This is a genomic window from Achromobacter pestifer, assembly GCF_902859625.1.
In the GTDB taxonomy this organism is placed as follows: Bacteria; Pseudomonadota; Gammaproteobacteria; order Burkholderiales; family Burkholderiaceae_B; genus Achromobacter; species Achromobacter pestifer.
This window is the reverse complement of the sequence record NZ_CADIJX010000003.1, coordinates 328583-354163: the sequence shown is the minus strand read 5'-3', so window position 1 is coordinate 354163 and position 25581 is coordinate 328583. Positions and strand designations below refer to the sequence as shown.

24 protein-coding genes and 1 pseudogene are annotated in these 25581 nt (G+C 63.6%); 24 read left to right on the top strand and 1 reads right to left on the bottom strand.

All coding sequences use genetic code 11. The annotated features are described in order from the left end of the window. Window positions 1-74: 74 nt before the first annotated feature. Entirely contained in the window at window positions 75-1187 is a 1113-nt protein-coding gene (locus HV753_RS31245) for an isochorismatase family protein (RefSeq protein ID WP_246288264.1), read from the top strand. An 80-nt stretch (window positions 1188-1267) separates the two neighbouring features. On the opposite strand, the gene panB is transcribed toward HV753_RS31245, so the two are convergent. Beyond that, on the bottom strand, window positions 1268-2143 hold the full coding sequence (gene panB, locus HV753_RS13290) for a 3-methyl-2-oxobutanoate hydroxymethyltransferase (RefSeq protein ID WP_175174960.1): 876 nt from the start codon (window positions 2141-2143) through the stop codon (window positions 1268-1270). A gap of 317 nt (window positions 2144-2460) precedes the next feature. Here panB and HV753_RS13285 point away from each other — a divergent pair, with 317 nt between their 5' ends. The 23 genes and pseudogenes from HV753_RS13285 (at window position 2461) to HV753_RS13175 (ending at window position 25457) form a co-directional block, all read left to right on the top strand. Continuing rightward, window positions 2461-3336 carry an MrpH family fimbial adhesin gene (locus HV753_RS13285; RefSeq protein ID WP_175174959.1) on the top strand — a complete coding sequence of 292 codons (876 nt, stop codon included), beginning with the start codon at window positions 2461-2463 and terminating at the stop codon, window positions 3334-3336. A gap of 1275 nt (window positions 3337-4611) precedes the next feature. Beyond that, a complete protein-coding gene (locus HV753_RS13280; protein ID WP_425485892.1) occupies window positions 4612-5235 on the top strand; it encodes a hypothetical protein in 624 nt (207 codons plus the stop codon). Between the two features lie 121 nt (window positions 5236-5356). Next, a complete protein-coding gene (locus HV753_RS13275) occupies window positions 5357-5575 on the top strand; it encodes an AlpA family transcriptional regulator (protein WP_175174957.1) in 219 nt (72 codons plus the stop codon). A 43-nt stretch (window positions 5576-5618) separates the two neighbouring features. Further along, on the top strand, window positions 5619-6482 hold the full coding sequence (locus HV753_RS13270) for a ParA family protein (protein ID WP_175174956.1): 864 nt from the start codon (window positions 5619-5621) through the stop codon (window positions 6480-6482). Next, the gene (locus tag HV753_RS13265) at window positions 6466-6714 is read left to right on the top strand and encodes a type II toxin-antitoxin system HicA family toxin (RefSeq protein ID WP_175174955.1); all 249 of its coding nucleotides are present in this window, start codon (window positions 6466-6468) and stop codon (window positions 6712-6714) included. Before HV753_RS13270 ends, HV753_RS13265 begins: the two co-directional genes overlap by 17 nt. Continuing rightward, window positions 6707-8437, top strand: coding sequence for a ParB family protein (locus tag HV753_RS13260; RefSeq protein WP_175174954.1), 1731 nt, complete (start codon window positions 6707-6709; stop codon window positions 8435-8437). Before HV753_RS13265 ends, HV753_RS13260 begins: the two co-directional genes overlap by 8 nt. A 17-nt stretch (window positions 8438-8454) precedes the next feature. Beyond that, window positions 8455-9015: a DUF2857 domain-containing protein gene (locus HV753_RS13255; protein ID WP_175174953.1), complete on the top strand. Its 561-nt coding sequence runs from the start codon at window positions 8455-8457 to the stop codon at window positions 9013-9015. A 3-nt stretch (window positions 9016-9018) separates the two neighbouring features. Further along, on the top strand, window positions 9019-10227 hold the full coding sequence (locus HV753_RS13250) for an STY4528 family pathogenicity island replication protein (protein ID WP_175174952.1): 1209 nt from the start codon (window positions 9019-9021) through the stop codon (window positions 10225-10227). A 247-nt stretch (window positions 10228-10474) separates the two neighbouring features. Further along, entirely contained in the window at window positions 10475-11263 is a 789-nt protein-coding gene (locus HV753_RS13245) for a PFL_4669 family integrating conjugative element protein (protein WP_175174951.1), read from the top strand. Beyond that, entirely contained in the window at window positions 11260-11796 is a 537-nt protein-coding gene (locus HV753_RS13240; RefSeq protein ID WP_175174950.1) for a DUF3158 family protein, read from the top strand. The genes HV753_RS13245 and HV753_RS13240 overlap by 4 nt, the downstream gene beginning before the upstream one ends. Next, a complete protein-coding gene (locus HV753_RS13235; protein WP_217481470.1) occupies window positions 11793-12764 on the top strand; it encodes a DNA-methyltransferase in 972 nt (323 codons plus the stop codon). The genes HV753_RS13240 and HV753_RS13235 overlap by 4 nt, the downstream gene beginning before the upstream one ends. Before the next feature lie 39 nt (window positions 12765-12803). After that, window positions 12804-13181 carry a single-stranded DNA-binding protein gene (locus HV753_RS13230; RefSeq protein ID WP_175174949.1) on the top strand — a complete coding sequence of 126 codons (378 nt, stop codon included), beginning with the start codon at window positions 12804-12806 and terminating at the stop codon, window positions 13179-13181. A 298-nt stretch (window positions 13182-13479) separates the two neighbouring features. Further along, the gene (locus HV753_RS13225; RefSeq protein WP_175174948.1) at window positions 13480-15507 is read left to right on the top strand and encodes a DNA topoisomerase III; all 2028 of its coding nucleotides are present in this window, start codon (window positions 13480-13482) and stop codon (window positions 15505-15507) included. Between the two features lie 481 nt (window positions 15508-15988). After that, entirely contained in the window at window positions 15989-17542 is a 1554-nt protein-coding gene (locus tag HV753_RS13220) for a DNA cytosine methyltransferase (protein ID WP_175174947.1), read from the top strand. A 325-nt stretch (window positions 17543-17867) separates the two neighbouring features. After that, the gene (locus tag HV753_RS13215) at window positions 17868-19433 is read left to right on the top strand and encodes an ATP-binding protein (protein ID WP_175174946.1); all 1566 of its coding nucleotides are present in this window, start codon (window positions 17868-17870) and stop codon (window positions 19431-19433) included. 457 nt (window positions 19434-19890) lie between these two features. Continuing rightward, window positions 19891-20142, top strand: coding sequence for a hypothetical protein (locus HV753_RS13210; protein WP_175174945.1), 252 nt, complete (start codon window positions 19891-19893; stop codon window positions 20140-20142). Window positions 20143-20162: 20 nt separating this feature from the next. After that, window positions 20163-20555: a hypothetical protein gene (locus tag HV753_RS13205; protein ID WP_175174944.1), complete on the top strand. Its 393-nt coding sequence runs from the start codon at window positions 20163-20165 to the stop codon at window positions 20553-20555. Between the two features lie 97 nt (window positions 20556-20652). After that, a complete protein-coding gene (locus tag HV753_RS13200; RefSeq protein ID WP_175174943.1) occupies window positions 20653-21117 on the top strand; it encodes a hypothetical protein in 465 nt (154 codons plus the stop codon). 106 nt (window positions 21118-21223) lie between these two features. After that, window positions 21224-21955: a hypothetical protein gene (locus HV753_RS13195; RefSeq protein ID WP_175174942.1), complete on the top strand. Its 732-nt coding sequence runs from the start codon at window positions 21224-21226 to the stop codon at window positions 21953-21955. A gap of 82 nt (window positions 21956-22037) precedes the next feature. Further along, window positions 22038-22751, top strand: a complete 714-nt coding sequence (locus HV753_RS13190; protein WP_175174941.1) for a DUF5983 family protein — start codon at window positions 22038-22040, stop codon at window positions 22749-22751. A gap of 303 nt (window positions 22752-23054) precedes the next feature. Beyond that, on the top strand, window positions 23055-23849 hold the full coding sequence (locus tag HV753_RS13185) for a LamG domain-containing protein (protein ID WP_175174940.1): 795 nt from the start codon (window positions 23055-23057) through the stop codon (window positions 23847-23849). Between the two features lie 296 nt (window positions 23850-24145). Beyond that, the gene (locus tag HV753_RS13180) at window positions 24146-24958 is read left to right on the top strand and encodes a GTPase (RefSeq protein ID WP_175174939.1); all 813 of its coding nucleotides are present in this window, start codon (window positions 24146-24148) and stop codon (window positions 24956-24958) included. Between the two features lie 145 nt (window positions 24959-25103). Beyond that, a pseudogene (locus tag HV753_RS13175) lies at window positions 25104-25457 on the top strand (DUF3085 domain-containing protein). The last annotated feature ends 124 nt before the right edge of the window (window positions 25458-25581 follow it).

Sequence of the window (25581 nt, the reverse complement as noted above, 5' to 3'; positions counted from 1 at the left end):
TCGATCCCACACGATTTGATGAGGGATCTGACATGATGAAATTCACTCGATGCCTGGTTTCCAGGCTTTTCCTGATGTCCGCCGTCGCCGCGGGCAGCAGCCAGGCCGCCCCGCCCCTGCCCCAAGCAGCCGCGTATCCGCCCTTGCAAGCGCCGGGCGAAGGCCGGGCCGCCCTGGTCATGATCGAATTCGTCAACGAATGGTTGGCGCCGGAAGGAAAATTGCGCGGGTTGATCAAGGATGAAGATCAGTTCACCCGTTCCCAAGAGGCGGCCAGCCAGGCGCTGGCCGCCGCTCGTAGCGCGGGGATACCGGTGATCCACGCGACGCTGCGAATGTCGCCGGACTATCGCGAATTGGGGCGTGCGCGGTTCGGCTTGCGCGGCGCCATCCCCAACGCCGGCACCTGGCAGAAGCAGGACACGGGTTGGCAGTTTCACGGACCCTTCACACCACAAGCGAACGAATTCGTCGTCAGCGGCCGGGCCGGCGCCAGCGCGTTCGCCGCCTCCGATTTGGACAATTACCTGCGCGGCCAGGGCATCACCCGCCTATATTTGGCCGGTTATGCGACGCACGTTTGCATTGAATCCACGTTGCGCGCCGCGCACGACTTGGGCTATGAGGCAGTGGTGCTAAGCGACGCCACGGCAGCGTTCACCGCACAGCAGCAACAACACGTGCTGAGCGAAGTCGTTCACCATTTTGGCTGGGCCATGCCGGTCCAGGCCTTCATCGAACGCTTAACGTCCACGGACACGGGAAGCGCCGGTGACACAAAGGACAGCGCCAAGACGGTGCCGGTAGCGATGCGCGCCATTACGGCTCCGGGACAGGAAATCCCAGGGATCTCGGGGGCCGTGACGGTCAATGACAATCTGGTGCTGCTCAGCGGCCACGTCCCGGTGGCCGCTGACGGCAGCGTGGCGCCCACGCTGGAGGGTCAGTTGGAACAGGCCTTCAAAAATCTGGACAGCACCTTGCGCCATGCCGGCAGTGCGCCGGAACGGATTGCCAAAATGACGCTGTACGTACGCGGCTATCAGCCTGACCAGTTGGAGACCATTCGTGCCGTGCGCGATCGCTGGCTCAAGGGCCACGCGCCGGCAAGCGCATTGATCGGCGTCAAGGCGCTGTTCAGGCCGGACGTACAAGTCGAAATCGATGCCGTGGCCGTGCTGCGCTGAGCTGAGCTGGCATTCCATGGATGGAAGATGGCGCGGGTGTTGAAGGGGGAGATTGGCCGCTGATCGCAAGCGGCCAAGACTCACCATCCGTGTTTGACGTCATCGGGAAACGATCCGTCCTTCACTGCCCGCACGTAGTTTGCGATCGCGCCCTTCACGCTGTCGCTCCCTTCCATGAAGTTGTGAACGAACTTCGCCATCCGGCCAAGATTGATGCCCAGCATGTCGTGCATGACAAGCACCTGCCCGGCGGTTGCGCGGCCGGCGCCGATGCCGATGGTGGCGCAGGTACTCAGATCGCAGGTAATGGATGCGGCAAGCGCGGCAGGCACCATTTCCAGGACCAGCATCGTGGCGCCCGCGTCTTCAAGCGCCGCGCTGTCTTCGCGCAAGCGCGCCGCGGCCTCATCCGTTCTGCCTTGAACACGAAAGCCGCCCAATGACGCCACGGTCTGCGGCGTCAGCCCAAGATGGCCACACACCGGAACGCCACGCTCGACCAAGAACCGCGTCGTCTCCGCGCACCAGCCTCCGCCTTCCAGCTTGACCATTTGCGCGCCCGCGCCCATCAACGCCATTGCCGAGCTTATCGCTTGCTCTTTGGACACCTGATAACTGCCAAAGGGAAGATCCGCCACGATCAGCGACCGGCCGTTGGTGCGCCGAACACCCTCTGCCACACACTGGGTGTGATAGACCATGTCGTCCAGCGAGACACCAACTGTGCCGTTCCGCCCCTGGCACACCATGCCCAACGAATCGCCGACCAGCAGCGTGTCGACGCCTGCGTCATCCGCCACCGCCGCGAACGTCGCGTCATAGGCGGTCAACATGACGATTTTCTCGCCACGGGCACGCATGTCCGCGAAGGACGGAACAGTGACTTTCTTCTGTGGTTCGGCTGATCGCAAGCCATACGGGGCGGCGGCAGACGGAGGATTCTCGGACGTGTTCATCTAATGCGACCTGGCCTTCTGTTGAGTTGAGGGAGCTGGGCGCAGGCGATACGAACACTGGCCTCAAGCGGACTCAAGCGTACGCCATGCGGGCCGCCTGTGGCGAAACTCCCGGGAGAAGGCGGCAGATTGAACCCTCAAGACGGGCAGCCGCTTCGGATTCAAGCAAAGCCCGCCTTTAGGAAATTTCGTACAAGGCACTCAGCAAAGCCCTGGCCGACCATGGCTAGTCGCGCTTGTACTATGCGAGCTATCACTCAACTCAGGCACTTTCTACCCGAGCACACGCCAAGAAATTCACTAGATAGGTAATCACAATGCACGGCAAAGCGCGGCATGGCGCGATACGGCACAGCGCGAAATTCTTCGTTCGCGCTTTTGCGCTTCTTTCATTGATTTATATATTCAATCCCCTCGCGCAAGCGGTCACCATTACTGCCACGGGCAGCCAGTATGAAGCGGCAGGCATCCGTTACTTCTTCACGGTCGAGGATTGGAATAGCAGTAGTTCAGGCCAAAGTTGGTGTCAAAATCCAAACACTATCGTAACCACCTGCAGCTTGTCCATTCGTGGGTTGAGATCCCCTGGAAACTCCCATAACGTGCTTTCAAGCTCATACTCGTGGGACCATATGCCAACGACCGCCACGACAATGGGCGAGCTGTATGGCCAGATGAACAGCAGGGGATTCTGGACCCCATTCAAGGGATCCGTACTTGTCCCCAAGGATATAAACCCACCCCTCGCGAACCCCATCTGCATCGGCTTCACCAGGGCATTTACCAGCGCTAACACCGGCGGATTTATCAGCCCTATCGGCCCATGCAGTGCCGTCATCGCCCCACCGCTCAAATGTGATATCAACGGCGACAGCACCCTCAATCATGGAAAGTTGACCGAAGATCGCGTCGACGGACACGTCGCCACGACTCAACTGACGGTCGCGTGCACGGGCATCAGCAAAATCAAGGTTTCGCTGGTTGATGTCGGATCAGACGGTATACGTCTCAGAAGCGACGGCAGCCTCTACTCGAAGATTCGCATCAACAATCGAGTGATGGATGACAGCGGCGAGCTCTTCCCCATCGACAACATGCTCACGCTGGATGTTTCTTCTCGGCTGTCAACGAGAGGCGACGTGGACCCCGGCCCATTTTCCGGCTCTGCGGTACTCAGAGTGACAAGCCCCTGAATGCACGGGGCGGGCGCAGCCAGTTCGACCGCCGGCGATGGATAGTGGAACGTCAGCGGACGCCCACGGCGCAGCTTGAGAGAAAAGCCGTTGAATCGCCAAGGAGAGTGGAGCGGGTGAAGGAAACAGTAAAATGCGTTCAACCTTTTGATTAATAAAAGGTTTATCGCGTTCGATAGAGCGCGATCCACAAGATTATCCGCATTTGCGAAGCAGTAGACAAGGCATCCGACAGCCTCAAGTTCCACCGTATTCTACTGAGCGCTCCCGAGAGCTACTCGACGTGTGAAAAGCAAGGACGCCGGCGAGTGGGGAACGGCAACACGATCAATCAGCGCATTCGCGCAGCCTGCCGAAAAAATGATCGTTGACGCCAACCCTGGATACGCACGACTCTCCCCGTCGCTCTCATACACGGCGTCGCGACGCACGCGATTGCCAAGGCCCGTCGACACGACTGCGATGAGCTATGAAAGTCTTAACGCTGGTCGCCGACACACAGCCCTATACTACTTTCGCCCCACACGAGACTGCTCTCGCGCAGACTGCCGAGCACCTGCCAGGGCAGATGGGACCGGCACTTTCTGGCGTTGTGGCGCACGGCGTCGCTAGTGCTCATTTGGTCATTGAGATGACCCGAAAAGCCATTGCGAGCAGCAAGACTGCCAGCGCGCAGCTGACGGGTCCAGCGTGTCCCTAGGGCCGCGCTCCGTTCTCATCCGATCCGGTTGCAGCGCATGCCGCACCCGCCGCCCCGCGGCGTCAGAACCGTGACCGATTCGGTCCGACGCTGCCATCAAGAAGTCATCTGTCGCTGCTGCAACCCACAGGGTCTTTACGCGCAGTGAATGCTTGAAAACACTGCCTTCGCACCTTTCAGGTGTCACAAATTTGTCGCTTCTCTGATCGCGAGCCGGAGCTTGCCTCGTCGGCGTGCTCGTTGGATCTGCTTTTGCCTAAAGCAGGAAGCCTCTGAGCGGCAGCGCGCACCGACCATCGGACCGTCCTCTGCGCGCCGCATGTGGCCTTGCCCTTCCCGGCGATCTCGGGCGCGACAAGCACCAACCGACCTACGGCAAACCGTCAAGGAGTTATCCGCTGCACTCGGTGGGCAGCGCGGGACACAAAAGGGGAAGCCCAGGGATGTGCACCTCAGTCAATCTCAACCAGCATGCGAAAGTCTTCTACACCCCTGTCGAAGCAGCGATCCGGTGGACCGGCCTGGCCCACCACGAGAGTCGGATCATCCGTGCACTGCGCGGGAGAAATCGTCCCATGCACCGCGAGCTCGCCCGCTGGCCGCAGTTGCACCTGTACATCGACCGGATATTCGATGGACTCGTCAACGGCGATTTGCCCTATGGGCGTCGCGGCATCACCAGCGATAAGCCCCAGCTTCTGTCCGACCCCGAGCTGACCGTCAGGCACGTCGATCTGCGGATGTGGATGCAGCAGCACTACCCCAACCATCGGCCGGACTTTCTCTTCGACCCCCTGGAGCGCACCCTACACCCAGCCATCAGCATCGAGACCATTCAGATGCTGCTCGTCGAGCGCGAAATCTTGCGCGCCACCTGCGCGACCTGCCAGCGTGACATCGCGGAAGCGAAGGTCGCCTACGAGTCCCTTCAACGCGAGCACGAACGACTCCTCGCACAGCGCCCGCCTGATGACCTGAGCCAGCGCGCCGAAACCACCTACTTGAACGTCATCGGGGCATTGCTGCACTTGATGCTCGCCGAGTCTCCAGCCGGCACACCGTACTCCACCCTTCGCAGCCAGGAAGCTGTCGTGAGTGCCCTGGTGGCACACCACACCGGCTTGATGGGGATTACCGAACGCACGCTGCACGCTAAGTTCGCTGAGGCCAATCGCCGCCTCGCAGCACAGGTCGCATAGCCCGCGCAACACTGTATGTGCAGTCCCCAATACTGCATATGCAATGGCCGGCATTACGCCGCCTCCGGTCGAATACAGATCACGTCCACGACAGCGCCAGCAGCGCCTAGGAGTGATCACCATGACTCAGCAAACATCTTCTGACGCGTCGAATGCCGAGCGACGTATCCTGCGCCGGGCAGAGGTCGAAGCAAAGACAGGCTTCAAACGCGCGCACATTTATCGGTTGATGCATCAGGGGAAGTTCCCCAAGGCGATGCGTCTCGGTGTACGCGCCGTAGGCTGGGATTCAGCCGAAGTCGAGCAGTGGCTAACCGACCGCCGCAATGAGCGCATCTGATCGTCCTCCTCGGAATCGATACGCACCGCAGGAGGATAAACCCATGCTTGTCGTTTCGCTCATATCCACGAAGGGAGGCGTCGGGAAGACAACTGTCGCCGCCAACCTTGGCGGGTTCCTCGCCGACGCCGGGCTGCGCGTGCTGCTGCTCGATCTTGATGCACAGCCAACCCTTTCGAGTTACTTCGCGCTCACGCACCGCGCTGCCGACGGGATCTACGAACTGCTGGCTTCGAACGAGCAAGCCGTCGATCGACTGGCATCGCGCACGTGCATCGAGCGACTGGACCTGGTGGTGTCGAACGACGAGCACGGGCAGCTAGGCACCTTGTTGCTCCACGCTCCAGACGGCCGTCTGCGTCTACGCAACCTGCTGCCCGCCTTCGCGCCGCATTACGACCTCTTGGTCATCGACACCCAGGGCGCGCGCAGCGTGATGCTGGAGATGGCCGTTCTGGCATCCGATCTGGCCGTGTCGCCCGTCACGCCGGAAATTCTGGCTGCTCGCGAATTGCGCCGGGGAACCCTGCAGTTGATCGAGGACATCGCCCCCTACCGTCGACTCGGCATCACGCTCCCGACCCTCCACCTGCTCATCAACCGCGTGCATCCTGTGTCATCGAACGCGCGGCTTATCAAACAGGCGCTTCATCAGATCTTTCGCGATCGGGCGGACGTGCATGTCTTGGCCAACGACATTCCCGCCATCGAGGCCTATCCACGCGCCGCCACACAGGGCTTGCCCGTACATCGGATCGAATATCGCCGTCCCAGCGGCCGCAGTGCACCGGCTGCCTTGGACTCCATCCGAAGCCTGGCCAGCGAGCTCTTCCCTCAGTGGCGCACGCGATTCGACACGGTCACGGGCAAGGCACAAGGAGGGCTGATCCATGCCGACCGCTCGTGAACTCAGCCGCGGACACAAGCGGCTGCTGCCGCTGATCGAGTTTGCCTTGCGCGAAGGTTGGGACGTCCGCCGCACACCGGGTGGGCATCTGAAATTCGTCAAGCCCGGGTTGCCTGCGATCTACACCAGTTCGACTGCCAGTGACCACCGCGCCACCCTCAACGCGCGAGCGCAACTGCGGCGCGCGGAGCTGCGCCGAGTCCGAACCGAAGAGGAAGAGAGAGATGGCTGACCTCACGGCGCAGGACATGGCCAACAAGCTGCTGGCGGACGGCTTCTCGCGCGCCGGCCCGGGCGATCAGACGTTGAGCGACCCGGTGGCCGACACACCGATGGTCGTGACCTTGGACGAACTGCGTCCCTACGAACTGGATCCCCGCGTTACCCGCAACCCCCTGTACGCGGAGATCAAAGATTCCATCCGCGAGCGCGGCTTGGATGCTCCCCCTCCCATTACCCGGCGCCCAGGAGCAGATCACTACATCATCCGCAACGGTGGCAACACCCGGCTCGCGATCCTTCGCGATCTGTGGAGCGAAACCCGCGACGAACGCTTTTTTCGGCTGACCTGCATGTTTCGCCCCTGGCCGGCGCGGGGCGAAATTGTCGCGTTGACAGGCCATCTCGCGGAGAACGAACTACACGGTGGATTGACCTTTATCGAACGCGCCTTGGGCGTGGAGAAAGCCCGCGAACTGTACGAAGAAGAATGCGATGCCAAGCCGCTATCGCAGTCCGAGTTGGCACGTCGCCTTGCTGCCGACGGGTATCCGGTGCAGCAGTCGCACATCAGCCGGATGCAAGACACCGTGCGCTTCCTGCTGCCCGCCATTCCAAACATCCTGTACGCGGGACTCGGCCGGCACCAGGCGGAGAGGCTGGCAGTGCTACGCAGATCTTGCGAGCTTGTCTGGGAGACGCATGCCGTAGGCAAGCGTCTGGCTGTGGACTTTGCAACCCTGTTTCAGGACGTCCTATGCACCTTTGACACGCAGGCAGAGGCGTTCTCCGTGCCGCGCGTCCAGGATGAACTCCTCGGCCAGATGGCGAACGTGCTCGATGCCGACTACACCGCACTGGAACTGGATATCGTGAGCATCGACAACCGGCAGCGCGCCGTGCTCAGCCCTCCCAGGTCGCCTGCCGAGCCGCCTAGGTCTACGCCTGCCCCCTTACCGGCGCTCGGCCCCACGGCTTTGCCGACAGCATCGCCGGCACCGCCTGAAGCTGCGCGAGCAGTGCCCTCGCCTGACGGTGCCAGCGCACGATCTCTTCACGGCGCCACCCCACCCCCTGACACAGTCCCTCAAACCGCACCGACAACTACGCCGGCCTCGGACGCTGCCCAGGCGGATATGGACGCTCGCCTGCAGGGACATATCGTATCGCCGGCTCCAACGAGCGAACGCGTCCACGCCATTCAGCAGTTGGTCGCGGAACACACCGGTGAGGCCGTGCAGGACTTCGCCACAAACGTCCTTCAAGCAATCCCTGTGCAGGTCGGCGGCCTGTATCCGATCACCGACGTCTGGTACATCGACCCAGGTCTAGACGCACACGATCACCTTCGCATCCACATCGCGCAGTTCGCCCGCGAAATCGCTGCCGAGGCCAACCTGGCGGAATACGTCGAACCGATCGATACCGGCATAGGCTTCATGTGTCCCGCATCAGCGCCGCAGGCGTCACCACTTTCCGGCCTCGGCCGAGCGGTGCTCGCACTGCTGCATTCCCTGAGCGTGGGGTACGGTCCGGAGATGTCCTCTCCTTCCGGCCCTGAGCGATCGCAGCTCGACATCGACTTGGGCCCGCTTTTGCAGGGCCAGCCGCATGGTCGCGCCAATGGCGTCGATCGCCTGAGCGACAACAGCCTTGTGAAGTTATTTCGTATGCTGCGGCTCGCCCGTCGATTGCTCGAACTCGATTCTGGCACTGACGAATCGCCCGAACCTTGACCAGGCAGGAGGCGAGCATGTCGGCACCCCATCCGCTGAACCAAGCTGTCATCGCCCAGGCTTTGCACGACTTACGCAACGGCCAGCTACGTCGGTGCCTGGCAATGGGGTTCGGCGAACGCGAGTTGGAGGTACTGAAGCAACCAGCGCTGGTGAGCTTGCTGGCGAACGCGCAGGTGCCGTGGTGCTCCGTCCAGGTGAATCTGGAGGTGCTGTGGCGGCTGCTGCGACAGATGGATGACATTGAGCACGAGATCGCCACCGTCGACCGCATGTTGCGCCTGGGTGCCAGCACTGAGATGGTGAGCAAGTTCTACGGATTGACTCACCAGGAGGTTGCGTTGCGTCGCAACATTCTCGGCCTGCCGAAGCGGAAAGGCCGCTACCCGGTGCTGGACGAGTCGCAAGACACCGAGCTATGGCGGCGCTGGAAGGCGGCTATCGGGGAGCGAGGCGTCGGCTTGGATGACGAGAGGGCAATGCTCACCCTGACGATGGACCTGGCCGAGGTCATGACCCTGCCGATGTCCGTGATCTGGACTGCGATACAGAGCTGGATCGATCAAGGACTGGTGTAGGCGATGGCAACGCAAGGCTCTTCGTCTGTGCGTGGGCCAGTCACGCTGTCGTCAGTGCTCGACGATGCGCTGCATCACCTGGAACCAGCGTCGCCCACAGGCGCCACACCATCCGACGGGTATCTGTACAGCGGCAATCGCCACGACAGCGTGCCACGGGCGCTCTTCTTCGATAGGCGGCTCACGCCGCTGGAGCGCAATGCCTGGCAGGTCTTTCGCTTGCAGCTGAATGACGACGGTCTGACAGCCTTCCCGACCTACGAGCAACTACGCCCCTTCCTGACGTCGATGCCATGCGCGCCCCGGGCATCCAACGAAACGGTGGCGCGTGCGCTGATCCTGTTGCGCCTGACGCGGTGGCTCAGCCTGGTGCGCCACCGCCGCGATGCGAAGACCGGTCGGATACAAGGCAACCTCTATGTGCTTCACGACGAACCGCTGAGCCCCTACGAGGCCATGCAGCTTGACCCCGATTATCTCGGGCTCGTAAGCCATGCGCTGGCACATGCGAGCAAATCCGTCCAACTCGTGGGCTGCCATGTACTACAGGAACTCGCCGAGGACCCGATGCTTGCTGGTCGCGTACTCCCGACGCGCCTGCAGGTGCTGGCCCAACGGCTCGCGCGAGGCGACGAGACCGAGGGGAACACTTATCCACAGGACGACCAACACTACAAATCCGAAGAGAGCGCCGATGCCCCTCTTCGGAATCGCGAACGCCCCACTTCGGAATCCGAAGCAGGGCACCAACCCGCGCCAGGCCACTCCCTTCGGAATCCGAAGCAGGACCGTACTACAGTACTTAGTAGTCGTATTCAAGAAGAACGTACAGTACCGCGCACGCGCGAAGTCCACGGTCTGCGCCTGCCCAGCCGGTTCAGCGCTCTGAAGGACGAGCAGCAGGCTGGCGCTCTGGTCGCACTGCGGCAAGTCGAGGCCACGCAACAACAAGCGGTGCTCGATGAGTGGGCGGCTCGCTGCCGCAGTAGCACGGTGCGCAATCCCGCAGGCTATCTCTTCGGGATCATTCAGAAAGCGCTGCGCGGCGAATTCAAGGCGTGGGCCAGCCAAAACGACGCGCCGAACGGCACCCGACACGTCAGCCCGACACAGACCACCGATCCGGCCAGTGCGCCCAAGCCGGCCAGCCCGGCGGTCGTCCGCGAGCATCTGGCCCGGCTGCGCTCGATCTTGGACAGAGACGCGCCATGAACTCGCTGGTGGTGGGTCTTTCCGCCTCCGTTGGGGACCACCATGGACGTCAGTGGAACTATCCCCAGGGGATAGCTGGGATAGACAGCCTTCCGGGTTTACATGGCCTGGCCGCGTTCCCGGCCACGCGGCGTGATCCTCACTCTCGCTCGCGCCAAACCGGCGACGGGTCGGTGCGGTTTGTTGACTGACCGCCTTCCGGTCTGCCCGGAAGCTACCGACTCGATCATCACCGCGAGTCGTCTCCATGGCCAACGAACCCTTGCAACTGAACCTCGGATCGCTGCGCAGCGCAATGTCGCTGACGCTGCATACCCATCACGCGTCGCGCATCTGGCACGGCCGCGCTGCTGCGGAGAGCAAGCCGGGCATCATCGGTCTGAATGGCTTCGTGTCCATCATGAACAAGCTCAAGCGGGGTGCAGAGCAGGATGACCCGTACTCCGATTGGTGGATGCTGCGCATCGAGGACAAGCTCAACACCACCAAGGAGCAGCTTCAGGCGCTGCGGGAGCAAGTCGACGTGGCCCTCGCCGGTGTGCCACCCGCCCTGAGCATCGGCGAGAACTTGAACGTCCAACCCGTCAAGCTGCCGCTGTTCGTGTCGTCACAACTCGGCTTCATGGCGGTGTATCTGCTAGCCGACTATGACGACCTGGCGCGAAAGCTGATCCTCGCGCACCACACAGCATTGATCGATCGCAGCACACTGGAGCGCTGGCTCAACGAAGGCGCACACGCGCTTCGCAGCCTGTTTTCACTGGCCCAGCAGTACCGCTACTCCGGCGCTAGCCGCGACGACTTTGCAGCGAAGAACGCGGTGGCACGTGCTGCGCTCGAGAAATACGGAGAGCTGCCGCAGGAAGTCCTGGAAGGCACGCTGCGCTCTCGCTATGCGCCGCCTATTGCTCGCCGCTCGCCACTCGCCGGCGCCGCGCAGGACGTTCCGGCGTCGGCCACCGATGCCAGACCTGCGGATATCAGTGGCGACGAGGATCCTTCGCCTGCGGCGGCCGACGAGGAAGAACGAGAATGAGCCCGCCAATCTCCGCCCATGCGGCTGACCGCTTCGTCTCACTGCAACAGGCGGACTTCCAAGCGCTCGAACATGCGTCCTATCTAAAAGGCCTTTTAAAACCCTTTAAAGGTAAAGGGGCCATCGATGCCTGGGCCAGCGAGTGCACAGCGTTGCGCGACGAACTGATTGCACTGGCGCAGCGGCGCGTGCTGCCGCAGGCCGCCGGTTACCCCTTCAGCCTACTGCCCGTCCAACTGGCCCAGCAGGTGACTGGCGCAGGGACCGTCTTTCTGCGCTGGCGCAACCTCGACCGCTCCGCGATGGGGGTGTCGCTGTGGCAGGGTCTGATCGCCAGCCGCGCCACCCCAGACGGCCTCATCGATGATCTGTACGCGATGGAGCTGCAGCGCATCGTCCTCAACATGCAGATCAGCCTGACCCATAGCATCGCCCGGCAGGCCCTCGAATGCGCCAGCAAGATCGCCCACGCCGATGCGGTCTATGCACGACGGACGGGTGCGGGTTCGGCAACCCAGCGGGCTGCGCCATGACCAGCCTTGCGGCCGCCGACAATTGGCTCGACAGGACCCACGTCGGAGACAGCGCCCGGCTGCTTCGGCAGATGCAGGCTGACGGGGTGCGCGTTCAGATGTGCGTGACGAGCCCGCCGTATTTCCGGCTGCGCTCCTACCTGCCGCCCGATCACCCTGACAAGGCGCTTGAGATTGGGATCGAGTCGACGCCGGGCGCTTTCATTTCCAGCCTCGTGTCGGTCTTTCGCGAGGTTCGCCGCGTGCTGGCCGAGGACGGGACACTCTGGGTCAACATCGGCGACGGCTATACGGCTACCGGCAAGTCCGGCGGCGGCAAGCAAGGCGCGCGCTGGGAGAGGTACGGCGCCCGTGCCGTCGGCCCGCGCGGGGGCCGTTGGTCGCCGGCGCCGCCGGGGCTCAAACCGAAAGACCTGCTCGGCATTCCCTGGTTGCTGGCTTTTGCGCTGCGGCAAGACGGATGGTATCTGCGTCAGGACATCATCTGGGCGAAGCCCAACCCGATGCCAGAGTCGGTCAGGGATCGATGCACCCGGTCGCATGAGCATCTTTTTCTGCTCAGCAAGTCAAAGCGCTACCACTTCGACAACGCGGCGATTCGCGAACCCTCGACCGACCCGCGAGGCCCTGGGAACGTGCGTCCTGTGCGTCAGCCCCCCGGAGAACGCGGGTCAGGTCCTAACGCCAACTTGCGCGGCAACTTGCACAGGATCACCGCACGTCCCACGCGCAATCGTCGCGACGTGTGGAGTATCGCCAGTCGCGCCTTCAAGGGCAGCCATTTCGCCGTGTTCCCGCAGGAACTTGTGGCCCTCTGCATCCTGGCCGGCTCGCGTCCCGGCGACACCGTGCTCGACCCCTTTATGGGCAGCGGCACGACTGCCGCCGTGGCGTTGCGACTGCAGCGGCATTTCATCGGCTGCGAACTGAACGGGTCGTTCCTCGACCTGCAGCACCTGCACCGCTGACTCGGTGCGGCAATTTCCATCGACTACGGAGGTATCACCATGAGTACGCGCTTCACCGGCGAGGGCAATATCGGCTCTACGCCCGAGTACCGGGAGTTTCCCAATGGCAACGACGAACCGCGCAGGCTGCTGCGCCTGAATGTCTACTTCGACAATCCCATTCCGCAAAAGGATGGCGAGTTCGAGGATCGCGGCGGCTTCTGGGCGCCGGTGGAGCTGTGGCACCGCGACGCCGCGCACTGGCAGACGCTGTACCAGAAGGGCATGCGGGTGTTGGTGGAAGGACGCACCGTGCGCGACGAGTGGGAAGACGCCGACGAGAACGAGCGTGTGACCTTCAAAGTGGACGCTCGGCGCGTGGGCATCCTGCCGTATCGCATCGAAGCGGTAACGCTTAGCGCCAAGCAGACTGCCTGACCGCTGCGACATTTCAAGGGCGGCTGCGGCAACCCACAGTCGCCCTCCCTGCTCCAGTAGACCTCAGTGGACCTATCCCCAAGGGACGGCTCCACCGTCGTCGGCCGAGCGCCACGCGCTCCCCCCCGACACGACGCTACCACCGGGCAACCCGCTGCCCGCAATGGCGCTGCGGCAACCACCATTTCTTCGGTCAACAAATCGGTGGCGATGGCGTGCCGCTTCTTTGCTGCCCGACCGATCGCTGTCGGCCACGCTGCTGGTCATCCGATGAACAGCACGTATCCAAGGAGGCGGAATGCGCGTGGTCTTGTGCGAGAAGCCGTCCCAGGGCAAGGACATCGCACGAATCCTGGGGGCCACCCAGCGAGGTAACGGCTGCTTCACCGGCACCGGTCTCAGCGTGACCTGGGGCATCGGCCACCTAATCGAAACCGCTCCGCCGGCAGCGTACGGCGAGCAGTACAAGCGATGGGCGCTCGAACCGCTGCCCATCCTTCCCCAGCGCTGGCAGGTCGTGGTCAAAACCACCACCGCAACGCAGTTCAAGGTCGTCAAGCAGTTGCTGGCGCAGGCCACCGACCTGGTGATCGCCACCGACGCCGACCGCGAGGGCGAGATGATCGCCCGCGAACTGATCGACCACTGCGGCTACCGCGGCCCAATCCAGCGGTTGTGGCTGTCGGCACTCAACGATGCGTCGATCCGCAAGGCCCTCGCCACGCTCAAGCCCTCGGCCGAGACGCTGCCGCTGTACCACTCGGCGCTCGCGCGCAGCCGGGCCGACTGGCTCATCGGCATGAACCTCAGCCGGTTGTTCACCGTGTTGGGGCGGCAGGCCGGCTACAACGGCGTGCTCTCGGTCGGCCGAGTGCAGACCCCGACGCTGAAGCTGGTAGTCGATCGCGACCGCGAGATCACGCGATTCGTTTCCGTTCCGTATTGGGCCATCGACGTGGCGCTGTCCGCCAGCGGTCAGACCTTCCTCGCCAACTGGATGCCGCCACAAGGCTCCGTCGACAACGCCGGGCGCTGCCTGCAGCAGCCGGTCGCGCAGCAAGCCGCCGAGCGCATCCGCGCCGCCGGTACGGCGCAGGTCATCGCCGTCGACACCGAGCGCGTACGCGAGCCGCCACCGCTGCCGTTCGACCTCGGCACCTTGCAGGAAGTGTGCTCCCGGCAACTCGGCCTCGACGTTCAGGAGACGCTGGACATTGCGCAATCGCTCTACGAAACACACAAGGCCACGACGTACCCCCGGTCGGATTCGGGTTACCTGCCCGAAAGCATGTTCGCCGAAGTGCCCACCGTCCTCGACAGCCTGGCCAAGACCGACCCAGGACTTCGCCCGCTTCTCGCCCAACTCGATCGCAACCAGCGCTCGCGCGCGTGGAACGACACGAAAGTGACGGCGCACCACGGCATCATCCCGACCTTGGAACCGGCCAACCTGGCCGCGATGAGCGAGAAGGAGCTGGCGGTCTACAAGCTGATCCGCGCCCACTATCTCGCGCAGTTTCTCCCTTACCACGAGTTCGACCGCACCGTCGCACGCCTCGCCTGCGGTGGCCAGGCTCTGCATGCCGTCGGCAAGCAGGTAATCGTGCCCGGCTGGCGTCTGGCGCTGGCCGCACCAGAATCTTCTGACGACGACAGCGACGCTGGGCAGCGCAGCCAGGTGCTGCCGGCGCTGCACGAAGGCGTGGACTGCCAGGTCGCCAACGTCGACCTGAAGGCTCTCAAGACCCTGCCGCCCAAGCCCTACACGCAGGGCGAACTGGTCAAGGCGATGAAAGGTGTCGCCAAGCTCGTCGGCGATCCGAGGTTGAAGCAGAAGCTCAAGGACACGACCGGCATCGGCACCGAGGCTACGCGCGCCAGCATCATCAACGGCCTGCTCGGGCGCGGCTACCTCATCAAGAAAGGCCGCGCCGTCCGCGCCTCCGAAGCCGCCTTCACGTTGATCGACGCCGTGCCGGCGGCGATCGCCGATCCAGGAACGACCGCGATCTGGGAGCAAGCCCTGGACATGATCGAGGCCGGGCAGATGACGCTGGACACCTTCGTCGAGAAGCAGTCTTCCTGGGTCACGCAGCTCGTGCAGCAGTACCGCGGCGCCACCTTGTCCATCAAGCTGCCCGAAGGGCCGGCATGTCCGCTGTGCGGCGCGGCCACGCGCCAGCGCAACGGCAAGAACGGCGCCTTCTGGGCGTGCCCGCGTTATCCCGACTGCAAGGGTAGCGTTCCTATCGACTCCAGTTCGGGACGCCGCGCGAGCGGCGGCACCCGCAGCGCAGCACGCAAGCCGCGCCGGCCACCCAACTAGCTTCCCCATCGCATCGCCGATAGCCGATGCGCCTGCCTCGCGTTCCCCGCGAGGCCCCCAAAGCACGCTCAACCTTCTGCGACGTGTGCCCGTCCGCTCCGGCATTGCCTGCCGGGTCGACGAGAAGGCGGATTCGTCCGCAGTTCGTCTCCACGGACATCGTGCTCTCCCTATTTCCGCCGCTTCGGCGGGTCTCCCAGCGCCTTGCGATGCGAGCCGCCCGGAGACCCGCTGGGTCGCCGGTAGTCGATGCCGGCGCCTACCGGCGAAACAACAGGCTCCTTTTGTGCGCGGATGCGTGCCGAAGGATTTCGGCCCCAGCCACGACACGGGCCGGGTGCGATTGCTGATGCAGCGACAGGCTCCACCGACGGCCACGTTCTGCCACAGCCCACGGGTGGTTTCTTGTTCGCCAGCCGAAGACCTCCAGGTCTTCGGCACCTTTCTCCTGCCTTCCCTTAACCCGAACAGGAGACACGACATGCACCCTCAACACCCCCCGTCGCCCGCGTTGCAGTACGGCAGCGTGTGCAGCGGCATCGAGGCGGTCAGCCTCGCCTGGGAACCGCTCGGCCTGCAGCCGGCCTGGTTCGCCGAAATCGAACCATTCCCTTGCGCGGTGCTCTCGCACCGCTACCCTCGCGTGCCGAACCTTGGCGACATGACCGGCATCGCCCACCAGATCCGTGCAGGCACGGTGCCCGCGCCGGACATCCTGGTCGGCGGAACCCCCTGCCAATCCTTCAGCGTCGCCGGCGCCCGCCAGGGGCTCGCCGATCCGCGCGGCGCGCTCACCCTTGCCTATATGGAGCTTGCCAATGCCATCGACCAAGTCCGCCTCCGCGCTCACCGCCCGGCGGCCACGCTCGTCTGGGAAAATGTCCCCGGCGTCCTCAGCGACCGCAGCAACGCCTTCGGGCATTTCCTGGGCGCACTGGCCGGCGAAGGCCGTGCGCTCGAACCGCCAGGGCCGCGGTGGACGCACGCAGGTTGTGTGTCTGGACCCCGCCGCCGCATCGCGTGGCGCGTCCTCGATGCCCAATTTTTCGGCGTCGCCCAACGTCGCCGTCGCGTGTTTCTTGTGGCAAGTGGTCGAGACGACATCGATCCCGCAGAACTACTTTTTGAGCGCGACGGCCTGCGCGGGGATTCTTCGCCGGGCTTCGCGCCGTGGGAAGACGCTGCCCGCGCTGCTGGATCTGGCCCTGCGGCAGCAGGCGACTATGCAGGACTGAACCGCGACTACGGCAAGGTCAGCATCGCCTTCGGCGGTGGAGCCACCCAGGGGCCGATCGACGTTGGCCCGACGCTGCTGGCGGCACCCGGCCACAAGTACGATTTCGACACTGAGACATTCCTGGTGCAGTCGGTGAGCGGCACCATCAGCCACACCCTGAACACCGCCAACGGCGGCAAGGGCTGTAGCGAGGACGGCACCGGCCGTGGCATTCCGATCATCGCCTTCACTGCTCAGGGTCACGGTGCCGATGCAGCGGTGGAACTAGCGCCGACACTGCGCGCGGGCGGACATCGCAACATCCATGCGAATGCGGGGGTGGTACCGGCGATCGCCTTCGCGCAGAACTCGCGTGGCGAACTTCGTTTCGAGTCAGGCCACGGGCAGATCGCTGGCGCGCTCTCCACGGGCGGCGGCAAACCGGGCCAGGGTCTGCCGATGGTGCTGAGCGCGGCGTTGCGTGGCCGCGAACACGGGCTGCCCGCCGACATGAGCGACGGTATCTCGCCGGCTCCGCGCGCAAGCGGCGCCAAAGCCCCCGTGCTGGCGCCGGCCTACGAAGCTCACTACCGCTACGAGCCGATCGACCCGGGAGCAAAGGGCTGGTCGCAATGGCGGGTGCGCCGCCTGATGCCGGTGGAGTGCGAGCGCCTGCAAGGCATGCCGGACGATCACACGCTGGTGCCATACCGCGGCAAACCCGCAGCCGATGCACCCCGCTACAGGGCGATCGGCAACTCCATGGCGGTCCCATGTGTTGCATGGTTGGGCAGCCGACTCATCCAGGCGCTGAGTTGAACACGGTGAGGGTCGGGTTCCGGTTCTCCGGCGACAGCCTGAGCGCCTACGGCCAATCTCGTATCGTGCGCCGCTGATTCGTCAGCACCACACCAGCAGCTCCGGTCCTCCAGGCTGCGCCGCGGACCCCTCCGCGCCGACCAACCAGTCCGCCTCGCATCGCTGCCTGCGGACGCTCGCCAGCAACGGCGTCGATGCCTCTTTTCTCCTCACTCCGTCCGGCAACTGGCTCGCCCAGTCATGCCATCGCCTGCGCTCGCCTTTCCTGAGCGCCAGTCCTCCACGCGCCCCAATGGGCGCATCACCTTCTCGAAGGAGTTCAACCATGCCCACGATTCATCTCAAGACCAATCAGCACCGCCTGATAGCAAACCTACGCCATGCGTTCAACCAGGCCTCCATGCTGGGGGAAATGCTGCAGAACGCCAGACGCGCCCAGGCCACCCATATTCACATCACCGCGGACGACGACACGCTGACCGTCAGCGACGACGGCACCGGCATCGCCGATCTGCAAACCCTCATCTTCATCGCCGAATCCGGCTGGGACGACGAGTTGATGGTCCGTGAAAATGCCTTTGGCCTGGGCGCTCTGTCCACGCTGTACTTCGCCCGGCACTTGAGCGTGCATTCCGTCGATCGGGCCTTCCACGCCGAAACCGCAGCGATCATCCGCGGCAGCGACGTCGAGGTGGTTCCCGCGCCGCTGCGCATCGGCACCGAGATCCGCCTGAACGGCGTAGCGTCGCCGCAAGCGGGCGTAAGCCTGCCTGACTGGGTAGGACGCGAGCTTGCACGGCTATGCGAGGCGTTTCCCGTCCCCGTCTCGTTCAATGGTGTCGAGGTCGCCCGGCCGCTAGCAAACCCGCGCCTGCCGTGGAGGCAAACCACCATGGGCCGTGTGCTGCTCGATCTCGACGCGTCGCATACGCAATGGCGATGCTTCCTGCAAGGTTTGCCCATTGGCAGGCGACCCACGTTTAGCGGCCACCAAGTCGTGTTCCTGCCCGACGACACGCTCGCCAAGCTCCCGGATCGACAGTGCCTGCTGAACGAGGCGGACGACAGCGAGCGCATCCAGGCCGCGATCGACCTAGCCTATCGCGAGGCCCTGATCGAAGCCAAGGCGCGCTTGGCCAGCAGCGAGTTCGTCGATCGGTACGGATTGATCTGCCAGAATTCCTCGAACGCCGACCTGCTCAACGACGTGCCAGTGGCGCTGCGTAGCTGGTTCCGTAACTGGCACAGTCAGCCCCCTGGCTATCGTCGGTACTGGAAGCGCTACTCGCTCGAAGGGATCGTGGCGAAGCAAGCACTCGAAGCAACCGGCGTCTGGTCCATCGAAGAGGATGCGATCGACGAGCATGTGGCGCAGGTCTATCTGGAGGCGCGCGACGCCTTCCTGCTCGAGGATGGCCGTCTCGACCCAGGGCACTGGCTGCACGGCATGGTCAGAACTCTGGATACGAGCCGGATCGTCATCAAGCAAGGGGCTACGCTGCATCAGGATGCCGACCCTCCGCTGGCCGACGATCCGCTCGTTTTGAAACTGGTCGAGACGCTCAGCGTCAGCCTCGAAGGCGAGCCGGGCGAATACTCGGTCGAAGCTCTGCGCAAGGGTGAGATGCTCTATCTCACCCCCGAGGCAGATGGCGTCACGCGGTTCGTTTCCGACTACATCTTCGACGATCGCTACGACGAGAATAGCGAGAGTGAGGATGAGAACACCATCGCCACCTTCATTGTCATAGGCTGCTCGCAGGATCCGTCGGACGTCGTCCGCGTCTTGCTGCCGCAGTCCCTGCGCCATCATCCGCAGCACCGGCTGGCCGGGGCGATTGTTCGCCTGGTCTTCGATGGCGAAGGCAGGCTACAGGAAGTCACGTCCTGAGCCCATCGTGTGAACGCTCCTTCGGGAGCGTTTTTTTCTTTCGCTACATCCGCTCTTGAATAGGGCGCACGCGGCTCCCCATTCCGGCGTGACGGCCGCACCGATCCGACTGAAGCTGCCGCGCACGCGTCCTCGGTCCGCCTAACCCAGCCCCGCTCTGCGGGGATTTTTTTCGTCTCACGGTTGCGGCAATCGGGGCGGTGGCGACTTCCCATTCCAGCATGACCGATGCCCGCCGCCTGGCCGATTCTCGCTGACATGCGTCGCTGACCTTGTCAGCACCATGCCAGCAGCCCGGGTTCGAGGCTGCCGCGGGACCCTCCGCGATACCCACCAGTCCGCCCCGCATCGCATCGCGGACGAGCGTCCACGTGACGCAGATGCCTTCGTGTCCAACCCTCGGGAGTTCCATGCCCGTCGGGCTATGGGCTCCCGGTTCCTTCAGCCAGGAGAACCCATGTCCCTAGCACCCACATCGGCGCCGTTGAGCGTTGCACAAGCCCGTGCCGACTCCGTCGGCTATCTCGCCCTGATCTATGCGGACAAGCGCCTGCCTCTACAGGTGCGTCAGAGCGCCGCCGGCCACTACATCGGTACAGCCGACAACGACGGTCCGGTCTCTCGCGAATCCATCGAGTACTTCCGCTCCCTACAGGCGGCCGACCGCGCACTGGCGAACGGCCGCTGGAAACAGCGCACCCACCCCTGATCCCTACCAGGAGACGACTCATGAAACTGTCTTTGCCACAAGACATGCTTGATCAGATCGCGGCGGAAAGGCGACATTTCGCCGACGCGCCGAATGCCTTTTTCCAGGCCTGGAAACGCGGCGTGCAACTCGCCGGCACCGCGTGGTTCGGCGAAGGAACACGCGAGGATCTGCAGCGTGCCACCACCAAGTGGGACCTGAGACCGAATGTGGCGATGATCAACGATGCCCTGGGTGTCCTGAGCAGCGGACAGCGCATGTTCCTGGCTGCCATGGTGAGCTTCTACAACGCTCACGATGGCGGTGCGATGCTCAAGCGCTGCGGCTTCGAAGGCCTGTCCGATCTCGGCGGCCTGGATCTGGAACGGCGCCAGGTCATCGCCGACCTGGTGCTGCATTACAGCGGCTGGTGAGCCCGCCACGGCACACCTGACGCCTTTCTTCCACCCCAATGAGGGACATCCGTCCCCTCGGGGCGGTGTCCCTCCTCACTTTCACAGGAGCTACACCATGCCCCGAATCCCATCCATCGCCGTCGTTCTCGAGGGCGGCCTGCTCCAGGCCTTCATCGTCGAGGACTGGCCAAATCAATCCGTGCTGCCCCGCGTCGCCATCGTCGATCACGACACCGAGGGCGCGGATGCCAATGAACTGACGCCGTTCGCGATCGGTAGCGAGATCGTCGAAGCCTTCTGCCGTGGCGAAACGCCCTTGGTGTACGAGGGCGAGGACGATGTCCTGTCTCCCAATCTTGTCCTCGCGGCGATCGGCGAGCCCGTCAACGACGAGGACGAACGGTCGCCGTTGGAAATCGTCCGCGAACTGCGCAAGTACATGGTCGAGTCCGACGAAATGATGATCCGCAACGACCAGGCACCGACCGGCCAGGACTACAACGACCTGTACCGGCTGGTTCACGACAGCCTGATGGAACTGCTGCGCGCCATGGGCCAGCCCGTGCCCGTCTCCGGCTGACCCTCATCGATCCCAATCGCCCGAAGTCCGATGCGGCCTCGGGTTGCCCCGCGCGGATGCTCGTCCGCTCGGACGTGGCTCCGCACCTTCATTTCAAGGAGCCACCATGGCCAACAACTACTTCGACGCTACCGGCGTTCTCGTGCTCGACCAGGTCACGCCGGTCATTTCCACGCTGTTCGGCCGCTTCAGGCTAGACCCGACCTATCCTGGCAACGGGAAGGCCTACATCGCCCGCATCTCCTACTACCGGGTCCCGCAATGGAACGACGTCCTGGTCGACCTGACGGCGCTCGCCGCCCGACTCGACCTCCCGGTGCCTGACATGGGCGACGACGAGGGCGAGGAGGACGACAGCAACGAAGGCGGCGGCGATCTGTCGATCGAGGTCGTTCTCGATCTTCTCGCTTCGCACTTCGGTGCCGAGGAAGACACAGATCTTCAAACCCTCATCAAACACCACGGGTTTCAAGACGAGGCGGACCTTGAAGCCCTGTTCGTGATCGCCACCGCCTTCGATGATGGTCACCGTCTGATCGCCGTCGAGTTCGAGGGCTGCTGGCACTGCAGCAAGCCACGATTGTTCGAGTTCGGCGGCCACGGCTGCTTCCTCAGTCGGGAGGTCACACTCTACGGCGATTCGAGCCAAGCCATATACCTGGGCCAGGACCTGCGCAAGGCGCTCCTGGCCGGCGACCTTGACGAGGCGGCCGCCCGGCTCGCGCTCGAAGCGTCGGGCTGGCTCGAGAGCATCCACGACGAACGCACCCGTGAATCGCTACGCCTGCGGCTGACAGAACGGCTGCTGGCCAACACCGCACCCCACCGCTCCCTCTGAGCGGGTTTCTCACTTCATCTCCCCCGGGGCCGAAATCCCTGCTGGGGATCGGCTCCGCCTATCCTTTAGCCGGAGAAATCCCATGTCCACCGACAACAATCCCTTTGTCCGCGGCTACCAGGGCCTGCACATTGTCCGAACCCTCTGCATCACTTATGCGGACGACAGCCCGCCGGTGTGGCGGCCGCTTCATTCCAGCCAGGCCCATCTTCCTGACGATCAGGTCGCTCAGTTCCCCTGCATCCTTTGCAGCGACTTTGCGCTGATTACCGAAGGCCAGCAAATCCCTGAAGCACTCGAAGCTCAATGCCAGACCGAAGGCATTGTCCGAACCGTGGTGTACGCGGTGGCCGGAGACGACTTCGGCCAGCCCGTTCATGTCGGCGATACCTATTCACAAGAAGCTGCGCGCGAGGTGATACGGCGCCTGAGTTTCGAGACCGGCTTCTACAGTCGTTGCTGGGAAATCAGCACTGTGCACATCACCGAGAAAGCAGGCCGCTACCTGGTCGAACTGGCAGACATCGCCACACCGACCGGCTTCCTGTTCATCGCCTTCCGCATTCCATACAGCCCGGCGATCGGCGTGAAGCTGATCGCCACACCCTGGACAGAAGAAAACCTGCAGAGCATCGAAGGCATCACAGCCAGCGATCTTCGGCAGGAACATCTGGGCAAGGGCGTGCCGCCCTCCTTGGTCGATGTCCTGCATCTGGCCGCCCTTGCTGACGTGCGCATGCTGGTCTTCGATGCCGATGCGCCCGTGCTCGACGGTCTGGCGCTATACGAGGACTGACACCTCGCCGAGCGCCATGACCCACAGCCCCTCATCGAGGGGCTTTTCTTCTGCTTACCACAAATAGGGTGGGCGCTTGATGCCGATTGCGCCCTCGACCTGCTGCGTTCCGATGCCACCCTGCGCCCATGTCCGCTGATGTCGTCAGCGACATCCCCAGGCAGCCCAGACCTTCAAGGCTACGGCGCGGATTCACCGCTTTGGTCGTCGTTCTCTTCGACGCATGCTGCGTCCACTTCTCTCAACCCTCAAGGGATACCCCCTTGCAGGCGGGAGTCCCTTGCATTCTTCAAGGAGTCTCCTATGGACATCAAAACTATTAACGAACTGATGCCGGCGCTCGCAAAGCGCCATCTACCCACCAACGTCTACTCGTATCAATGCGCGATCTACAACGGACGGCCCCAGTATCCCTGGCTCCATTTCGATCCGCATCCATTCAAGGGCAGAGTCATTGCCAAGACCGACGAGGCCATCATCGTGAAGACGGGGCGAGCCAATTTCGCAGCCCTTGACCGGACGCTTGTGACCGATGTGCCCGATGAGGGGGACAGGGTTCATGTTGAACCCTATGCCAGGCGCCGCTTCGATGGTCAACGTGCGGATACGCCCGAGGAACCGACCGGGTTCACCGCCGATGGACTACCGCACGCAGTGAATATTCTCCTCCTGCGCACTTGCGCACCGGCCAAGTTGCCGATTCCGCAAGCGCACTGTCCCTACCTACAAGATTTGATCAATCGACTGGAGCATCAGGCTGCTCCGGACGGCGTCCGCAGCCTCACCCACTTGCTGGTGGATGCGTGTGCCGGCGAGTTCGCCTGGATCGATCCTCCGCCCAAAGACATCATCAGGACGCCACCGAGCATCAGCTTCTCCGTGTCCACCAGAAAGTTTCAGGGCCGTGTCACCGTGCTGTGGCATGTCGGGAGTCTGTCGTATGAGTTCCAACTGCACCGCGATGGCGAGCTCATCAAGCGAGTGGATGACGTGTCCCCCGCCGACCTCGGCAAGACGTTGGAAAGGCTGATCGATGACGGGCAATGGCGACGCATTCGCGTGCAACGCCTACCTCGTCGCGGCCCGCTCCGGCGCTGACCCCAACGCGGCTAACTGCACTCCATGAGCCCCCTCCGTGGGGCTCTTCTTTTGGAACGCGGTGGCGACGCATCGCCGATTTCCGGGCGACTGACGCCGACTCCCACGCCACGCTGTTCTCATGTCCGCTGGCGTTGCCAGCAGCATGCCCAGGCAGTCGAGACCTTCAAGACTGCGGTGCGGCTCGCCGCGCCGGCTGTTCCTTTCCACGGACGCGCCGCGTCCATCCACGCCACCCACAAGGGCTCCCTCCCTTGTGGGCTGGGAGTCCCTTGTTCTTCCTCAAGGAGATTCCCATGGACCGTTCACTCATCAAGACCCTGATGCCTTCGCTCGTCGCGGGCCACGTTTCCCGAAACGTGCGCACGTACAAGTACCGCGTTTTCGATGATCAGCCGCAGTCCTCGACACTGGGCTTCGCCATCGATCCCCAGCCCTTCAACGGCAAAGTGGTCGCGGCCACTGACGATGCCATCGTCGTCAAGCTCAAGCCCAGCGAGTTCGCGGTGCTCGATCCCAGCCTGGTGACCGTCGTTCCCAACGAAGGCGCCAAGGTGCATGTCCAACCCTACGCACGGCGTCGTTTCGACGGCCTGCGCGCTGACACCCCGGAAGAGCGCACGGAGATGACGTCTGACGGCGTTCCCTACACCGTCAAGACGCACATCCTCGGCTCCGCACCAGCCAAGCTGCCCATCCCCAAGCCACAGTGCATGGAACTGGGCCAGCTCATCGAGCAACTGGAGGAAATGCCGGCGCCCGACGGGTTCCGGCGCATCACCCACATGCTGGTCGATGCCGGTGCCCGGGATTTCACCTGGGTCGATCCGAAGCCGTCCAAGATCATCGAAACGCCTCCTGCGATCAGCTTCACGGTCTCGACCGCGAAGTTCAAGGGCCGGGTCACGGTGCTCTACGACCGCGCGGGCGACGCCTACATGGTGGAACTGCACCGCGACGGCGAATTGGTCGATCGGTACAACGAGGTGTATTTCGACATGCTCGGCCGAGTGCTGGAGCGGCTCATCGACGACGGTCGCTGGCGCCTGATCGACGTGAGCTTGATCGACGCGAAGGCGGCCCGGCAACGCCAGGCGCTGCCGGCATGAGGCCTCGCACCGCAACCAGGCGGTTCTTCGGCTGACCCGTGGCTCCCCGCCACGGAGCTTCAGCCCATCCGGTCACATGGCCCACGGGCTCTCCATCCAGCCGGGTGGAGAGCCCTTTCTCTAATTCCACACAGGAGATTCAACCATGTCACTACGATTCAAAGGCTCCGACCTGCGCCCCGTGCTGACCGAGGCGATCGCCAACCGGTGCCGCGCCGTCCTCGTCAAGGACCACGGCGTGTACTTCCTCGCCGAGTGCGGAGAACGCCGCCCGAAGTGACGCCAGAAGCTGCTGGCCTACGCGGTCGGCTGCAACCCGGACACCGACCCGTTCGATGGCTGGTGGCACCTCGCCAATCGCGAGCTGGGCGGCGATGACTTCGCGGAGTTCTTCGACCCGAAGGACGGCCTATTCACTCGCATTCTGCACACCGCGGACGATTTGCTGCTGTCCGCCACCGCCACGCATCTGTCGCTGGAGGTGGTGCCTCACGCATAGAGCGGCAACCCCCGCTCGGCCCTCGCAGCCCCCCGCAGCGGGGGCTTTCTTTTCTCCGCACCACGGCCATCGCCGCGCGTGCGCGTTCGTCTCCGGCCGCCACGGCCCGCCTCGCCGGCCAGCC

Coding starts and splice junctions, on each gene's coding strand:
- HV753_RS31245 (WP_246288264.1), top strand. CDS start 75: ATGTCCGCCGTCGCCGCGGGCAGCAGCCAGGCCGCCCCGCCCCTGCCC.
- panB (WP_175174960.1), bottom strand. CDS start 2,143: ATGAACACGTCCGAGAATCCTCCGTCTGCCGCCGCCCCGTATGGCTTG.
- HV753_RS13285 (WP_175174959.1), top strand. CDS start 2,461: ATGCACGGCAAAGCGCGGCATGGCGCGATACGGCACAGCGCGAAATTC.
- HV753_RS13280 (WP_425485892.1), top strand. CDS start 4,612: ATGCACCGCGAGCTCGCCCGCTGGCCGCAGTTGCACCTGTACATCGAC.
- HV753_RS13275 (WP_175174957.1), top strand. CDS start 5,357: ATGACTCAGCAAACATCTTCTGACGCGTCGAATGCCGAGCGACGTATC.
- HV753_RS13270 (WP_175174956.1), top strand. CDS start 5,619: ATGCTTGTCGTTTCGCTCATATCCACGAAGGGAGGCGTCGGGAAGACA.
- HV753_RS13265 (WP_175174955.1), top strand. CDS start 6,466: ATGCCGACCGCTCGTGAACTCAGCCGCGGACACAAGCGGCTGCTGCCG.
- HV753_RS13260 (WP_175174954.1), top strand. CDS start 6,707: ATGGCTGACCTCACGGCGCAGGACATGGCCAACAAGCTGCTGGCGGAC.
- HV753_RS13255 (WP_175174953.1), top strand. CDS start 8,455: ATGTCGGCACCCCATCCGCTGAACCAAGCTGTCATCGCCCAGGCTTTG.
- HV753_RS13250 (WP_175174952.1), top strand. CDS start 9,019: ATGGCAACGCAAGGCTCTTCGTCTGTGCGTGGGCCAGTCACGCTGTCG.
- HV753_RS13245 (WP_175174951.1), top strand. CDS start 10,475: ATGGCCAACGAACCCTTGCAACTGAACCTCGGATCGCTGCGCAGCGCA.
- HV753_RS13240 (WP_175174950.1), top strand. CDS start 11,260: ATGAGCCCGCCAATCTCCGCCCATGCGGCTGACCGCTTCGTCTCACTG.
- HV753_RS13235 (WP_217481470.1), top strand. CDS start 11,793: ATGACCAGCCTTGCGGCCGCCGACAATTGGCTCGACAGGACCCACGTC.
- HV753_RS13230 (WP_175174949.1), top strand. CDS start 12,804: ATGAGTACGCGCTTCACCGGCGAGGGCAATATCGGCTCTACGCCCGAG.
- HV753_RS13225 (WP_175174948.1), top strand. CDS start 13,480: ATGCGCGTGGTCTTGTGCGAGAAGCCGTCCCAGGGCAAGGACATCGCA.
- HV753_RS13220 (WP_175174947.1), top strand. CDS start 15,989: ATGCACCCTCAACACCCCCCGTCGCCCGCGTTGCAGTACGGCAGCGTG.
- HV753_RS13215 (WP_175174946.1), top strand. CDS start 17,868: ATGCCCACGATTCATCTCAAGACCAATCAGCACCGCCTGATAGCAAAC.
- HV753_RS13210 (WP_175174945.1), top strand. CDS start 19,891: ATGTCCCTAGCACCCACATCGGCGCCGTTGAGCGTTGCACAAGCCCGT.
- HV753_RS13205 (WP_175174944.1), top strand. CDS start 20,163: ATGAAACTGTCTTTGCCACAAGACATGCTTGATCAGATCGCGGCGGAA.
- HV753_RS13200 (WP_175174943.1), top strand. CDS start 20,653: ATGCCCCGAATCCCATCCATCGCCGTCGTTCTCGAGGGCGGCCTGCTC.
- HV753_RS13195 (WP_175174942.1), top strand. CDS start 21,224: ATGGCCAACAACTACTTCGACGCTACCGGCGTTCTCGTGCTCGACCAG.
- HV753_RS13190 (WP_175174941.1), top strand. CDS start 22,038: ATGTCCACCGACAACAATCCCTTTGTCCGCGGCTACCAGGGCCTGCAC.
- HV753_RS13185 (WP_175174940.1), top strand. CDS start 23,055: ATGGACATCAAAACTATTAACGAACTGATGCCGGCGCTCGCAAAGCGC.
- HV753_RS13180 (WP_175174939.1), top strand. CDS start 24,146: ATGGACCGTTCACTCATCAAGACCCTGATGCCTTCGCTCGTCGCGGGC.